We start from the raw sequence: 14712 nt of genomic DNA on the forward strand, positions 1-14712 counted from the left end.
GCTCCCGGCGGTCCGCTACGTCGACCGCCAGACCGTGACGACGCGGGGGAGCACCCACGTACGTGCAACGTTCATGGGTCTCACCTCCTCGCGTGGTGTCACGGCTGTCGGCACGGTACCGCAGCGCGGCCGTTCCGCCCACGTGTTTTCCGGTCGCCCGGGCACGGCGGTGGCGCGGGACGGTGTTCCGTGCGGCGGCCACGAATCCGTCGACGGCGGGACGTCGCGGGTGCCGATCGGCGCGCGGGCCGGAGATTTGATCACGATGCGCGATTTGGTGCTGACTTCTTGCATCTTTCCGGTGGCTACGCCATGCTTACCCGCGTCCGCTTGATCCCTCGTTGATACCGCTCGGTGTGTTGATCACGTCTGGGCGATACGAGCGGAGGAACGCATGCCCGAGCTGACGTCACGCGACCCGATCCTGGCCCTCGCCGAGCCGCCGGTCCGCGCCGACCCGTACCCGGCGTACGCGAGGATGCGGGAGACGACGCCGGTGTTCTTCTACGAGCGGCTCGACTCGTGGATGTTCACCCGGTACGCGGACTGCGTCGAGGTGCTGCGCGACACGACCCGGTTCGCCGCGGACTGGCGCCGCGTCGGCGAACGCGTACCGCCGCGGGCGATCAACATGCTCACCCTCGACCCGCCCGAGCACACCGTCGTGCGCCGACTGTTCATCGAGGTACTGCGGGCGCAGGACCAGGCGGCGCTGACGGCGACGATCGCCGGGCACACCGCGGAACTGCTCGACCGGCTCGCGCGCCGCCCGTCCTTCGACGTCCTGACCGAGCTGGCGGAACCGCTCGCGCTGTCCACGACCGCCGCGTACCTGGGAGTGCCGGCGCCGGACGTGGCGTGGACGAGCCGGATCGGCCGCGCGGTGGGCGCCGCCATGGACGCCGGACTCTGGCCGGACCGCGCCGGTCCGGTACGCGAGGCGCAGGAGGAACTCGCCGTCCTCGTCGACGGCTGGCTCGCCGATCCGCCCGACACCGGCATCCTCGGCACGCTGGCCCGGCGTACCGCGGGCTGCGGCGTGGATCCGTCGGTACTGGCGAACACGGTGCGGGGGCTGCTGTTCAGCGGGTACAGCTCGGGCAGCAAGCTGCTGGCGCAGATCCTGGTGGCGTTGCTGCACGAGCGGTCGTTCGGGCTCGCGGACTGGCGGGCCGCCGAACCGGGCCGCGCCGTCGAGGAACTCGTCCGCTACTGCTCGCCGATCCACGCGGTCGCCCGCGCCTGCCTGACCGACACGACCGTCGGCGGTACGCGGGTGCGCGCCGGGCAGGCGGTCACGCTGCTGCTGGTCGCCGCGAACCGCGACCCGGACCGGTTCGCCGCGCCGGAGACCGTACGGCTCGACCGCTACCCCAACCCGCACCTGGGTCTCGGCCGCGGCCCCAAGTCCTGCCTCGGCAACCCGTACTCGACGGCTCTGGTGCGGGCGTTCCTCGACCGCCTCGCCGACCGGTACCCGGGGGTGCGGGCGCTGGACGAGCCGACGTGGCAGCAGAACCTGACGCTGCGCAGCATCGACCGGTTCACCACGGCACTGGCCTGACGGAGGGCGCGATGCTGTCGATCGTGGGTGCGTCGTTCGGCCGGACCGGGACCTCGTCGGCCCGGGAAGCGTTGGTACGACTGGGTTTCGGGCCGTGCCACGGGATGCGGCAGCTGTTCACCGACGACGGGCACGCCGCGGCGTGGTTGCGCGCGGCGGACGGCGGACCCGTCGACTGGCCGCGCCTGCTCGACGGGTACCGGGCGACCGTGGCGTGGCCCGCGTCGTACTTCTGGCGCGAGCTGGCCGACGCGTTCCCGCGGGCCCGGGTGCTGCTGCTCGCCCGCGACCCCGCCAGGTGGTACGACAGCGTCGCCGCGACGCTGTTCCGGACCCGGCCGGCGGACGCCACGACCGATGCGCGCACCCCGATACGGGACCGGGCGATCGAGCGGATCGTCTGGCAGGGCACGTTCGGCGGCCGGTTCGCCGATCGGGAGTACGCGATCGGCGTGTACGGCGACCACCTGGCACGGGTGCGCCGGGAGGTCCCCGCGAACCGGCTCGTCGAGGTGGACGTCGCCGACGGCTGGGCGCCGCTGTGCGCCGCGCTCGACGTCGCCGTACCGGACGAGCCGTTCCCGGTGGCGAACACGACGGAGGAGTACCTGACGCGGGCGCGGCGCGCGGGCGCGCTGGCCGACTGACACGACCGGGAGGACGGATGGCGACAGCGGTGGACCTGAGCGTCTCGGCGGACACCGACCCGTACGGGCGGGTGGCCGGCCTGTACGACCTGCTGCACATCGGGCCGGGATCGCCGGAACTGGTGCGGTTCTTCGCCGACCGGGCGCCGAGCGGCGGTCGGGCACTGGAGATCGGGCCGGGTACGGGCCGGATGACGCTCGCCGTCGCCGAGCACGTCGACCGCCTGTACTGCCTGGAGCGGTCCGCGTCGATGCGCGCCGTGCTGTACACGAAGCTCGCGGCGCGGCCGGAGCTGCGCGACCGGGTCACGGTACTCGACGCGGCCAGCCCGGACGTGCCGTTCGACCGGCCGTTCGACTACGTCTACCTGGCGGCCGTACTGGAGCACGTGCCGCACGACGCGCGCCGGGACTTCTTCGGCGCGCTGGCCGGGCAGCTGGCGCCGGGCGGGGTACTGGCGACCGACATGGTGCACGACGAGCCCGTACCGGACCAGCCCGAGCGCGAGGTACGCGAGGCGTGGCAGGGCGACTGCCGGTACACGCTGTCGTCGGCGGCCAGCCCGCTCGGGCCGGGGCTCGCGCTGGTCCGGCACGTCTACCGCACCTGGTACCGGGGGGAGGTGGTGGCCACGGACACCGTGCAGCGACGGCACTTCCTGCACCACCCGGACGACGTGCTCGCCGACCTGGCCGCCGTCGGGCTCAGCCCCGTCGACGGCTCCGCGGTCACCGGGCCGGACTCGCCGCTGGCGGACAAGGGCACCCTCGTCGCCCGCCGTACGGACGCGGGCTGAGCCGGCCGCAGACCCACCGTGCCGGTCCACCGGGGCCGGTCGGGCGTCGTGGGAGGGAGGTGCGCCATGCGCTACTGGTACTGATGCGATCGCCGAACCGCCGTGGCCCGGTTCACCCCGGGCCACGGCGACGCCAGCCGAAGCCGAGCAGAAGGGGTGCGCACGATGACCAGTGACCCGGCGACCGCCGCGGTCCCGCTCCGCCGCCGGTACGAGGTGGCGCCGCTCGCCGCGGACGTCCGCGCGCTGGCCGCCGACCCGTGGCGGGCGCAGCGGTCCGTGGGCCAGGACGGCGTGACCCGGGAGTCCACAGTTGACTGGAAGATCCTGGCGCTGCGCAGCCCCGGCGGCGACCCGGACCGTACCGACGCGGGCGGTGCCGGGCTGGTCGAGCACGCCGCCACCCCGCACCTGGCCGGCGCCGGCGCGCTGGCCGCGCTGCTGGCCGACTTCCCGCTGCCGCTGCTGGGCGTACGGCTGATGGCGCTGGGTCCGGGAGCGGCGTCGCGCGTGCACCGGGACGCCAAGTGCGGGCCGCCGTGGGGACTCGTACGGCTGCACGTCCCGATCGTCACGAACCCCGGCGCGGTCGTGGTCATCGACGGCACCGAGTACCACTGGGAGGCGGGTCGGTTGTGGTTCGGCGACTTCGACCGCACCCACCAGGTCCGCAACGACGGCGAGGCGACCCGGATCCATCTCGTACTCGACTGCCGGACCGGGCCCGCGCTGCGTGACCTGGTACCGGACTGGGCGCGCGGGCTGGCCGACGGGATGCTGCCGGGCCGGCCGGACGTACCGCTGGATCCGTTGCGGCTCAACGATTTCCGGTGCCGGTTCGAGCTGCCCGCCCGGTTCGCCGAATGGTCCGAGGAGGAGCCGGTCGCCGCCGCGGACGCCACCCTGCCCGCCGAGGTACGCGTCGACGGCGACCGGCTGGTGCTGGTCGTGGCCGGGCGGCCGACGTTCGGGCTGGTGCACGTGGGCGGCGGCGAGTTCCGGCTGGCCGGCTGGTCGGAGGAACGCACCCTGCGCCTCGCGCTCGACGCGCCTACCCCGGCCGTGCACCTGGTGGTCCGGCACGGCACCACCACCCACGAGACGGTACGGCCGGTCGCGTGACCGCCGATCCCGAGGTACTCGTCGTCGGCGGTGGACTCTGCGGCCTGTCCACCGCCCTGTTCCTCGCCCACCACGGGGTACGGGTGCTGCTGGTGGAGCGGCATCCGGCTCTGTTGAGCCATCCCCGGCAGCGCAGCGTGAACGTCCGGGTGATGGAGCTGTACCGCCAGGTCGGGCTCGCCGACGCGATCCGTGCCGCGCGCGCCGACTTCGTCACCGCCGGGGAGTACGTGGTGGTGCGGGCGCGGACGCTGGCGGAGGAGTACCGGCCGGTGGGGCACCAGGGGGACGTGGCGGCGGCCGAGGACGCGAGCCCGTGCCGCGGTACGCCGATCGACCAGGACCGGGTCGAGGCGCTGGTCTGCGCGCGCGCTCGGGAGCTGGGCGCCCGCATCGAGTTCGGCACCGCGCTGGTGGAGCTGGCCGAGGACCCGGACGGCGTCACCGCGCTGCTGTCGACCGGCGCCACCACCCGCCGGGTACGCGCCCGGTACCTCGTCGCCGCGGACGGCGCCGACGGCGGGATCCGCGCCACGATCGGCATTCCGCGCGCCACGTACGGGCCGGCGTTCGACCTGCTGACCCTCCTCGTGCACGCCGACCTGCGGCCCGCGCTCGCCGGCCGTACGGTGCACATGGCGCACCTCGACCTCCCGCGGCCCCGCACGTACCTGATGGCGTTGGACCGGGACGGCACCCGCTGGGTGTTCGGCACCGCGGACGACCCGACCCGCGGCGAGCCCGACGACCGCGCCTGCGCCGAGCTGGTACGAGCCGCCGCCGGCCTGCCCGACGCCCCGGTACGGCTCCTTCCCCAGATCGCCGGTACCGACCGGCGCCTGCTGCGGTTCCGGGTCGGCGCCGCGCTCGCCGAGAAGTACCGGGCGGGGCGGGTGTTCCTCGTCGGCGACGCGGCGCACCTGATGCCGCCGACCGGCGGGTTCGGCGGCGCCACCGGGGTCGCCGAGGCGCACAACCTGGCCTGGAAACTCGCCTGGGTACTCCGCGGCCGCGCCGGCGGCGACCTGCTCGACAGCTACCACGACGAGCGGCACCCGGTCGCGCTGTTCACCCTGCGGCAGGCGCTGGTGCGCGCCGCGGACCGCTTCGACACCGGCACCCCGGGCGAGCTCGTCGACCGCTCCACCGTCCTGCTCGGCCCCCGGTACGACTCGGCCGCGGTGCGCGGCGGCGGCCCCGACCCGGTGCCCGTCGGCGACCTGTCCGGTGCCCCCGGCAGCCGCGCCCCGCACGTCCCGCTGCCCGGCGACCGCTCGACCCTCGACCTGTACGGCACCCGCTTCGTCCTGCTCGCCGGCGCCGGCGCGGACGGCTGGGCACGCGCCGGCCGCCGGCACGGCGTGTCGACGTACCGGTTCGGACCCGACCTGCCCGACGCCGCCGCCCGGCACGGCATCGGCCCGCTCGGCGCGCTGCTGGTCCGCCCGGACGGGTACGTGGCGTGGCGCTCGCCCGGCCCGTCCGCCGACCCCGACGGCACCCTGGCGGCCGTTCTCGCCACGATCCTCGCCGTACCCGAGCGGGCGGGGTCGGCACGGTGACGCTGCCGGAGCTGCCGACCCGCCGGGAGTGCCCCCACCTGCCGCCGTCCGGGTACGACGAGCTGCGCGCCGACGGTCCGCTCACCCGGGTACGGCTGCCCGACGGCCGGCCCGCCTGGCTCGTCACCGGGTACGCCGAGGCGCGGGCGCTGCTCGCCGACCCACGCCTGTCGTCCGACCGCTCGCACCCCGACTTCCCCGTACCGGCCCGGCCGGGTGGCGGACGCCCGCGCCCGGCGTTCCTCGGCACCCTCATCGGTACGGATCCGCCCGCGCACGACCGGCAGCGGCGGCTGCTCGCCGCCCGGTTCACCGCCCGGCGCGCCGCCGCGCTGCGCCCGTGGATACGGCGGGTCGTGGACGAGCGGATCGACCGGATGACCGCGACGGGCCGCTCCGCCGACCTCGTCGCCGACTTCGCCCTGCCCGTACCGTCGACGGTGATCTGCGGACTGCTCGGCGTGCCGTACGACGATCACGCGTTCTTCGAGGAGCAGGCCCGGCTCCGGCTCGACCCCGAGCACGGCCCGGACGCCATGCAGCGGCTCACCGAGTACCTGACGGATCTGTTGCGGCGCAAGGAGAAGCGGCCCGGCGACGGACTGCTCGACGAGCTGCTCGCGGACGGCACCGTGGACCGCGCGACGGTCCTGTCGCTCGCGCTGGTGCTGCTGGTCGCCGGGCACGGCAGTTCCGCCAACATGATCGCGCTCGGCGCGCTCGCCGCGCTCACCCGGCCGGACCTCGCCGCCGCCCTGCGCGACACCCGCGCCCGGCCCGCCGCGACCGAGGAACTGCTGCGCCACCTGTCCGTCGTGACGATCGCGCCCCGCCGCGCCACCGCCGACATCACCGTCGCCGGCCGTACCGTGCACATCGACGACGCCGTACTCGTGGGTCTCGCCGCCGCCGACCACGACCCCGGGTACGTCGAGGCGCCGGAACGGCTCGACCCGGGCCGGACCGTGCGCGGGCACCTGGCGTTCGGGCACGGCATCCACCAGTGCCTCGGGCAGAGCCTCGCGCGCGTCGAACTCGACCTCGCGTACGAGGCGCTGTTCACCCGGCTGCCGACGCTGCGCCTGGCCGTACCGGTGGACCGCCTGCCGGTACGACACGGCCTGCTCGCCGAACTCCCCGTCGCCTGGTGACCTCAGCCCCGGGTACGGCTGTGGTGCGCCGCGGCGGCGACGGCGGCCACGTCCCGCGGGTACGTGCGCAGCGCCGTCAGCGCCAGCAGCCCCGCCAGTGGCAACGGTACGAGGAACAGCAGCATGGTGAGTTCCAGGCTGTCGGCGCCGCGCCGCGCCAGCCACACCGACGTGACACCGAACGCGACGGGCGCCACCGCCTCCGCCAGCGACCGCAGCACCGTGCGTACGGCCTCGGCGCGGCCCCACAGCGCCGGGTGGATGATGTCCAGCCGCGCCGCGTCCAGCGGCGGGTTCGCCGCGCCCAGCAGCGCCGCGCCGGCCATCAGCAACGGCACCGCCACCACTGCCGTACTCGTCACCACGGCCGGCGCGAACACCGGCGCCAGCGCCAGCAGGCACACCGCCGGTACCGCCACCCGAGCCGCGCGTACCCGGCCGTGGTGCAGCAGGCGGTCGGACAGCCGGCCGCCGACGACCACGCCCACCAGCGCGCCGACGCCGATCGCCACCACCAGCAGGCTCGCGACCGACTTCGGCACGCCGTAGTGCTGCCCGGCGAACAGGATCGCGAACGACCGGACCGCCGCGAAGAAGAAGTACCCGAGCGCCGAGCCGACGATGATGACCACGTTCGTCCGCACGCTCAGCACGTACCGCAGCGCCGCCCACGGCGACAGCCGCTCCGGGTGCGGCGGGGGAGCCGTACCGCCGGCGGCACCGGTCAACGGCGCGACCGCCGGGTCGGCGCGCAGCGCGGGCTGGCGACCGCGGGCCGGCTCCGGCAGCCGCCACACCAGCCACGCCACGGCCACCGCCACCGGTACCAGCCACCAGAACGCGAACCGCCACGACGCCACCGCGGAGATCTCCCCGGCGCCGACGTACCCGACGCCGCTGCCGACCAGCTCGCCGGACAACACGATCCCGTACACCCGGCTGCGCTGCGCCGCGGGGAAGAAGTCGCCGGTCAGGGACGCCACCGTCGGTCCGGTGGTCGCCGCGGCCAGGCCCAGCAGCGCCCGCCCGGCCAGCAGCCACCAGTACGACGGGGCCGCCGCCGACACCGCCGTCGCCACCGCCCAGACCGCGACGCTCGCCCCGAGCAACCGGGTACGACGGGTCCGGTCGGTCAGTACGCCCACCGGCACCGTGCCCGCCGCCCCCACCAGCGTGACCACCGAGACGAGCAGGCCGATCTGCGCGTTGTCCACGCCGTACGCGCGCTCGACGTTGTCGGTCACCGCCGCCATCGCGGCCAGGTCCGCACCGCTGAGCCCCACGGCCGCGGCCAGCACGACCGCCACCCGACGCTCGATCCCCGCACCCGGCCACCGCCCGGCGACGCCGCCGCGCGCCCGGCGGCCCGTACCGTCACCCGTGCACACCGCGACCCCCGTACCCGGGATGCCCGGACTCGGCGCGGCTAACCGCCCGGCGCTCCTGTCAAGCGATCGGCCGGGCGGCGGCGGGGTGTCGAGACCGGTGCGGTGCCACTGCCGCCAGGTCAGTGACCTCCCGCCGTTCCCCGCCACGCGGCGCGGGCATCCACTCGTCGACTCCATGCGGTACCCGCGTGCGGCACGTCGACCGAGAAGTCCGGAACGTACCGGCCCGCGCTCCGCCGGGGGTGATGCCGGATCGGTGGTGGAACATCCGTGCCCGTCGGCCACCGCGGAGTCGCCGTCGCCGGGCGGCCGACGCGGGCGGCCGTCACGAGTCGTGTACGCGGACCAGCCCGGTCTGGTACGCGATCACGACCAGTTGCGCGCGGTCGTGCGCGCCGAGCTTCGCCATCGCCCGGCTGACGTGCGTGCGTACGGTGGCGGGGCTGAGGAACAACCCGGAACCGATCTCGTCGTTGCTGTGCCCCTTCCCGACCAGGGCCAGTACCTGGCGCTCGCGGGCGGTGAGTACCGCGAGCCGGTCCTCGGCGGCCCGGGCGGCCGTACGTTGGGCGGCGAACTGGCCGATGAGGCGCCGCGTGATCCGTGGGGCGAGCAGCGCGTCGCCCGCGGCGATCACGCGGATGGCGTGCAGGAGTTCGGCCGGTCCGGCGTCTTTGAGCAGGAAGCCGCTGGCGCCGGCCGCCAACGCGTCGAAGACGTAGCTGTCGGTGTCGTACGTGGTGAGGATGAGGACGCGGACCTGGTCCAGTCCGGGCGTGCGGACGATGTCGGCGGTGGCCTGGATCCCGTCCAGCTTGGGCATCCGAACGTCCATCAGGACGACGTCGGGGCGGTGGGCGCGAGCGTGTTCGACCGCTTCGGCGCCGGTCGTGGCCTCGGCCACCACGACGATGTCGTCCTCGAGGTCCAGCAGGACCCTGAACCCCGATCGTACGAGCCGCTCGTCGTCGGCGAGCAGCACCCTGATCGGCGCCGCGGTGCCGGCCGCGGTCACGGGCGTGATCCGGTGGGTGCCAGGGGGAGCCGCGCGGTGACTTCGAACCCGCCGCCCGGCAGCGGCCCGGCGTCGAGGTCTCCGCCCAGCAGTTGGCAGCGCTCCCGCATCCCGACGATTCCCCGACCGGACGGGCGGTCGCCGTCGGTACCGGCGGGTGGGCGCGGGTCGGCGGCGTCCCGGCGCCCAGCGTCGGTCACGCGCAACTCCAGCGCGTCGGTCCCGGGGCACAGCGCCACCGTCACCCGGGTCGGGCCGACGTGGCGGATCACGTTGGTGATCGACTCCTGCACGATGCGGTACGCGGCGCTGCCGACGGCGCTCGGCAGCGGTACCGTCGGCGAGCCCTGCGCAACGGTGATGTCGAGGCCGGCCTCCCGTGCCTTGGCCGTGAGTTCGTCGATCTGCCCCAGCCCCGGGTACGGTCCGCGCCCGCCGTCGCGCCCGGTGCCGTCGTCGCGGAGTACCCCGAGGACGGCCCGCATCTCCTGCAGCGCACGGGAACTGGTCTGCTCGATCGTCCGCAGGGCTTCGCGCGCCTGCTCCGGTCTCCGGTCCAGCACGTGCGCGGTCACCCCGGACTGGACGTTGATGATCGCGATGGCGTGCGCGACGGTGTCGTGGACCTCGCGTGCGATCCGGAGCCGTTCGGCGTCGACCCGGGCCCGCGCCTCCTCCTCGCGCGTACGTTCCGCCAGCGCGGCACGCCGCTGGGCGTCGGCCGCGATGACCCGCCTGGACCGTACGGACTCGCCGAGGGCCACGCTCATCACCGACGCGCCGATCCGGAAGAACACCCAGCCGATGGCGGCGCGCGGCTCGATGTCCGCCGCCGCGGCCATCCACACGGCCGTGAGTACGGTGATGCCCACGGCGGCGACGACCAGCGACCGGCGCCCGTCACCGTACGCGGCGAGCGTGTACAGGGCGACGAAGAGTCCGAGCCAACCGGGGCCGTCCGGGAAGCCCGCGCCGTAGTACGCGACGCTGGCGAGCGCGGTGACGGCGAACACGCCGACCGGCCACCGGCGGCGGACCGCGACGGCCAGGCCGCTCACGACCAGCAGCACGAATCCCAGGTGCCCGACGTCGGTGAGGGGCCGCGCCGTCGCCTCCCCGGCGTTGCGTACCACGGTGCCCTGGACCTGCATCACGACGACGAACAGCGCGAGCGACGTGTCCTTGGCCAGCGCGGGGAGGCGCGACCACGCGGCCCGGGGATCCATGCCACGATCCTACGGTCCGCGCCGCGGGCGGCTCTGCGTCCAGCCGCGCGACCAGCTACGACAACGACCGTAGCCGGACGGTACGCGCCTACGCGAGACACCGTACGTGGTGCCGTCGGCTGCCGGACGCCGATACCACCCCGGCAGGGCGACGATCGCCGGTATGGATCTCGTGCTGAACGCCCGGCGCCACGCCGCCGCGATACCGACCCGTGCGTTGTTGGTGTGCGGCGTCGCGGCGGGCCCGATCTACTTCGCGGTCACCTCGGCCCAGGCACTGACACGCGACGGGTTCGACCCGTCCCGGCACACCTGGAACGTGCTGACCGCCGGCGACCTCGGCTGGATCCAGCGGTCGAACCTACTGCTGATGGGAGTACTGACGGTACTGTTCGCCGTCGGCGTACGGCGGGTGCTGGGCGACGGCTGGGGCGGCCGGTGGGCGTCGCGACTCCTCGTGCTGCACGGGGTGGGCCAGCACATCACCGGCGCGGTGTTCCAGGCCGACCCGCAGCCCGGTTTCCCTCCCGGTACGCCACCGGAGACGACCTGGCACGGGATGGTGCACTATGCCGCGCGCTCGGGCGGGTACGCCGTCCTCCTCGCGGCGAGCCTGCTGATCGCGGGATGGTTCGCCACCGAGCAACGCCGCCGCGGCCTGGCCTGGTTGGCGCTGGCGGTCGTCCCGCCGCTGGTGGCGGCCGCCTCGCACACCCTCCTCGCCGACAGCGTCCTGCCCATGACCGGAGGCGCCGCCGCCGGCAACTCGACGCCCACCGCCGTCTTCATCGTGCTGACACTCGCACCCACCCTGGTATGGCTCACCACGCTCGCCGGGTACCTGTACCGCCGGGCCCGCCGCGGCGCTGTCGTCGTCACGAGCGGTGCTGCCCCGACGGCGCGGATCGGCGCGCAGCCGGGATGACGATGCCCGCGAGACCGCATCGCCGGCGGCGAGGCGGTCTCCGATGAGACGCGGGAGATCGCGGCGTGGTCCGGAGACCCGAGCGGTCGCGCGCGCCGTGGATGGACGTCGCCCCGCCGTGCCCTCACCCGTACGCCAGCGCCTCGAACACGCCGGGGGAGAGGACACCGCGCGCCTGGCTCGACGAGATGATGTCCGAGCCGCGCAACGACGTCCCCGACCTGCCCGCGGCGCTGTCGTTCGCGCCGATGCCCCACCCCGGCCGAACTCGCCGCGATGCTCGGCCGGCGCGGGGCGACCGTCGCCAAGGACCTCGCCGGCCCCGACGCCGACGTCGCCGCCGGCAAGACCACCCAGTTGCCCGCGGTCGCGCTGCTCGACACGCAGTACCGGATCGCGGTGCTGCGGAGCGAACACGCGTGGATGACGGCAACGAGCGCGCGGCTCAGCGCGGGCGAGCTGGCCCGACCTCGTCGCGGGCGGCGACATCCCGGACGGCTGAGGCTCAGCGGCCGTTCCGGCGCAGCGTCGCGACCGCCGCGACCGTGGCGAACGCGCGCCACTCCAGCGCCGCGGCCGGCGAGTACGCGGTGAAGTCGACGGTCCAGCCGCCGTCGGCCTGCTGCCCGCGTTCGAGCCGGTCGAGGTCGGCGGCCACCGCCCGCTCGTCGAGCAGGTCCCGCACCGGGCGGCCCGGCACCGGCGCGTAGTCCAGCAGGTGCAGCGTCTCGCCCTGGGCACCACCGGCCACCGGCACGGCGCCGTCGCGTGGCACGTACCGGCCGAGGTGGTCGAGCAGGTCCCGCGCCGCCGGTTCGGTGTCCGCGAGGACGTCGAGCAGCACCAGCGTGAACGACAGCACGTACGCGAAGGGTTCGCCGTCGATCCGCCGGATCGCGTCGAGACAGTACCGGGTGGCGGTGGCGAGCCACGGATGCTCGCGTACGCCGGCGTCGAAGCGCGCCACCCGGTGCGCCTGCGCCACGACCGCCGCGGTGATCTGCAGCGACGACTCGGTCGGATCGGCCTGCGCCCAGAACGGCGCGCACGCCGTCGGATCCGCCATCGGCAGCGCGAACGGCAGCCCACCGTCCGGCAGGGTCACCGTGGCCAGCCAGTCCAGCAGCGGCACCGAGTACGGCGAGGTCACCGGGCCGGCGTCGGCGATCGCCTCCAACGCGTGCTGCGCCCCGCCCGGCTGGGACTCGGGTGCCCGCAGGTCAGGTTCGAGGCCCCAGCCGAAGCCGCCGTCCGGGTTCCGGTAGCCGCCCAGCGCCGCGACGACCGCCCGGCGTGCGGCGTCGTCACCGGTCGTCAGCACCGCGAAGCGGTGCCGGTCCAGTACTCGGGCGTGCGCGGCGAGGAACCTCTCCGCGCCGGTCAGGTCGATGCTCATGCCCCCATCGTGGCAGCCGCGCCGCCCGCTCCCTTGAACAAAACGGCCACCTCCCGCGTACTCCCGCGCATCGGTGGCCGAGCCCGCCGCACCGCGGCCATCGGCGTACCCGGTCCGGCGAGCGCCTCCGCCCGTACGCTGTTGCGCCACGGCCGCCGCCCCGTGTGCGGCGGGCCCACGGGCCACAACCCCGTGTGGCAGCGGGCCACGGGCCGCGAACGGTGTGGCGGCGGGCCACGGCCGCGACCCCGTGTGATGGTGGGCCACGGTCACAACCCGTGTGGCGGCGGGCCACGGCCACGACCCGTGAGTTGGTGGACCACGGGCCACGAACCGGCGCGGCCGGGTCACGACCGCGTACCCGTGCGGCGGCAGGTCACGGCCACCAGCTCGGGTGGCGGCGGGTCACGGCCGCGACCCTGCGCGTGGACCGCCCGTCGCGGCGCCGTCCGCTGAGCCTGGTTCACGCGGCCGGACCGGTGTGCCGCGGTGACCGGGCCCCGCGTTACGACACGGTGGCCGCCGCAGGCTCCGATGCGGGCTGGTGGCCGGTGTCGATGCGGCGGCGGACGACGAGTACGAGGGTGGCGGCGCCGGCGAGCAGGACCGCGCCGGCACCGAACGTCGCGCCGACGGCGACGTGGTCGACCAGTACGCCCGCGAGGGACGCGCCGATCGCGGCACCGATGTTGTTGGCCGTGTTCACCCAGGTACTCGCCTCGGTGCGCTGGTGCGCGGGCGCCAGCCGGTCCGCCGCCAGGTACGACACGACGAACAGCGGCGCCACGGCGACACCGGCCGCCGCCAGCACGATGCCGAGTACGAGGAGGTGTCCGGTGGTGCCGGCGACCGCGACACCGGCGGCCAGCGTGAGCGTGAGGCCGACCAGGTGCGTCGACGTACGCCGGGTGTGCCGCCGGCGGCCCCACGCGAGACCGCCGAGCACGCTGCCGACGGCGAGCGCCGCCTCGATGTACCCGGCGGCCGCCGGTCGCCCGGCCGCCTGGGCCCGGGCCGCGACGCAGGTGGTGGCGATGCCGATGCCGGCGGCGGTGACGAGGATGGTGAGGACGACGGGCCGGAAACCCGCCGACCGCAACGGTCCGACGCCCCACCGGCTGGACGGTCCGGCCGCGACGACCCGGGTCGTACGGACCGGCGGCATCCGGGACATGACCGCGGTGCCGGTCAGCATCAGCGCGGCGGTGAGCAGCAGCGCGCCCGGCGCCGAGCCGATCCGCAGCACCAGCCCGACGACCAGCGGACCGACGAGGTACAGCGTCTCCTCGCACACCGAGTCCACGCTGTACGCGCGCCCGGTCTGGTCGGTACCGGCGGTGATGGTGCGCCAGACCGACCGCATGGCCGGCCCGAGCGGTGGAGCGGTGGCACCCGCGACCACGCCGAGCGCCACGTACGCCGCGGGCGTGGACACGCCGGCCCAGGCGAGTACGGCGATCAGGGCCAGTGCGCCGGCCGCGGCGCCGGCCAGGACCGGGAGTACGCGGGAGGGGCCGTGGCGGTCGACGATGCGCGCCTTCATCGGCAGGAGCAGGGACGTGACACCGATGCTCGCGAGTACGGTGCCAGCGGTGGTGAACGAGCGGGTCGCGTGCTGGACGGTGAACAGGAGGGCGAGGGGGAGCAGACCGTACGACAGACGTCCGACGAGCGCCGCGCCGAAGGTGGCGGCGGCGTACGGGAGCGTCAGGACGGCACGGTAGCTCCCAGCACCCGAAGTGCTGGACACGATGTGCTCCTGGGAAACGGCCGCGAGAGTGCGGCGGGGTCGGGGGCTCGACGGTGCGGGCAGCGTGCCCGCCCGGAGCTCCTAGGGCCGACCGAGAGTCATGCCGGCACCCTACAACACGGCCATGCACCCGGCGCTCGCCGCCCGCGGGTGGCACGACGGCGCCGGG

The 14712-nt window shown here is 75.1% G+C and carries 12 protein-coding genes; 7 read left to right on the forward strand and 5 right to left on the reverse strand.

Annotation, left to right across the window (positions count from 1 at the left end):
- The first annotated feature begins 394 nt into the window (after positions 1-394).
- The 6 genes from Aru02nite_RS16650 (at position 395) to Aru02nite_RS16675 (ending at position 6843) form a co-directional block, all read left to right on the forward strand.
- Positions 395-1564, forward strand: coding sequence for a cytochrome P450 (locus Aru02nite_RS16650; RefSeq protein WP_203658450.1), 1170 nt, complete (start codon positions 395-397; stop codon positions 1562-1564).
- Between the two features lie 11 nt (positions 1565-1575).
- The gene (locus Aru02nite_RS16655) at positions 1576-2211 is read left to right on the forward strand and encodes a sulfotransferase family protein (RefSeq protein WP_203658451.1); all 636 of its coding nucleotides are present in this window, start codon (positions 1576-1578) and stop codon (positions 2209-2211) included.
- Between the two features lie 17 nt (positions 2212-2228).
- Positions 2229-3008 (forward strand): class I SAM-dependent methyltransferase, encoded by a 780-nt coding sequence (locus Aru02nite_RS16660; protein WP_203658452.1) that lies wholly within the window; start codon positions 2229-2231, stop codon positions 3006-3008.
- 165 nt (positions 3009-3173) lie between these two features.
- Complete coding sequence (locus Aru02nite_RS16665) at positions 3174-4130, forward strand: aspartyl/asparaginyl beta-hydroxylase domain-containing protein (RefSeq protein ID WP_203658453.1); 957 nt, start codon at positions 3174-3176, stop codon at positions 4128-4130.
- Complete coding sequence (locus Aru02nite_RS16670; protein WP_345710158.1) at positions 4019-5692, forward strand: FAD-dependent oxidoreductase; 1674 nt, start codon at positions 4019-4021, stop codon at positions 5690-5692. Before Aru02nite_RS16665 ends, Aru02nite_RS16670 begins: the two co-directional genes overlap by 112 nt.
- Entirely contained in the window at positions 5689-6843 is a 1155-nt protein-coding gene (locus Aru02nite_RS16675; RefSeq protein ID WP_239076732.1) for a cytochrome P450, read from the forward strand. The genes Aru02nite_RS16670 and Aru02nite_RS16675 overlap by 4 nt, the downstream gene beginning before the upstream one ends.
- Positions 6844-6845: 2 nt before the next feature.
- Here the strand turns inward: Aru02nite_RS16675 and Aru02nite_RS16680 are convergent, their stop codons facing one another.
- The 3 genes from Aru02nite_RS16680 to Aru02nite_RS16690 form a co-directional block, all read right to left on the reverse strand.
- The gene (locus Aru02nite_RS16680) at positions 6846-8231 is read right to left on the reverse strand and encodes an MFS transporter (protein ID WP_203658456.1); all 1386 of its coding nucleotides are present in this window, start codon (positions 8229-8231) and stop codon (positions 6846-6848) included.
- Positions 8232-8556: 325 nt separating this feature from the next.
- Complete coding sequence (locus Aru02nite_RS16685; RefSeq protein WP_203658457.1) at positions 8557-9246, reverse strand: response regulator; 690 nt, start codon at positions 9244-9246, stop codon at positions 8557-8559.
- Positions 9243-10472 carry a sensor histidine kinase gene (locus Aru02nite_RS16690; RefSeq protein WP_203658458.1) on the reverse strand — a complete coding sequence of 410 codons (1230 nt, stop codon included), beginning with the start codon at positions 10470-10472 and terminating at the stop codon, positions 9243-9245. Before Aru02nite_RS16690 ends, Aru02nite_RS16685 begins: the two co-directional genes overlap by 4 nt.
- Positions 10473-10635: 163 nt before the next feature.
- Here Aru02nite_RS16690 and Aru02nite_RS16695 point away from each other — a divergent pair, with 163 nt between their 5' ends.
- Complete coding sequence (locus tag Aru02nite_RS16695; RefSeq protein WP_203658460.1) at positions 10636-11397, forward strand: DUF998 domain-containing protein; 762 nt, start codon at positions 10636-10638, stop codon at positions 11395-11397.
- A gap of 505 nt (positions 11398-11902) precedes the next feature.
- Here Aru02nite_RS16695 and Aru02nite_RS16700 read toward each other — a convergent pair.
- Positions 11903-12793 carry a prenyltransferase/squalene oxidase repeat-containing protein gene (locus Aru02nite_RS16700; RefSeq protein WP_239076733.1) on the reverse strand — a complete coding sequence of 297 codons (891 nt, stop codon included), beginning with the start codon at positions 12791-12793 and terminating at the stop codon, positions 11903-11905.
- Positions 12794-13298: 505 nt separating this feature from the next.
- The gene (locus Aru02nite_RS16705; RefSeq protein WP_203658462.1) at positions 13299-14543 is read right to left on the reverse strand and encodes an MFS transporter; all 1245 of its coding nucleotides are present in this window, start codon (positions 14541-14543) and stop codon (positions 13299-13301) included.
- Positions 14544-14712 lie beyond the last annotated feature (169 nt).

It is taken from the genome of Actinocatenispora rupis (genome assembly GCF_016861975.1).
In the GTDB taxonomy this organism is placed as follows: Bacteria; Actinomycetota; Actinomycetes; order Mycobacteriales; family Micromonosporaceae; genus Actinocatenispora; species Actinocatenispora rupis.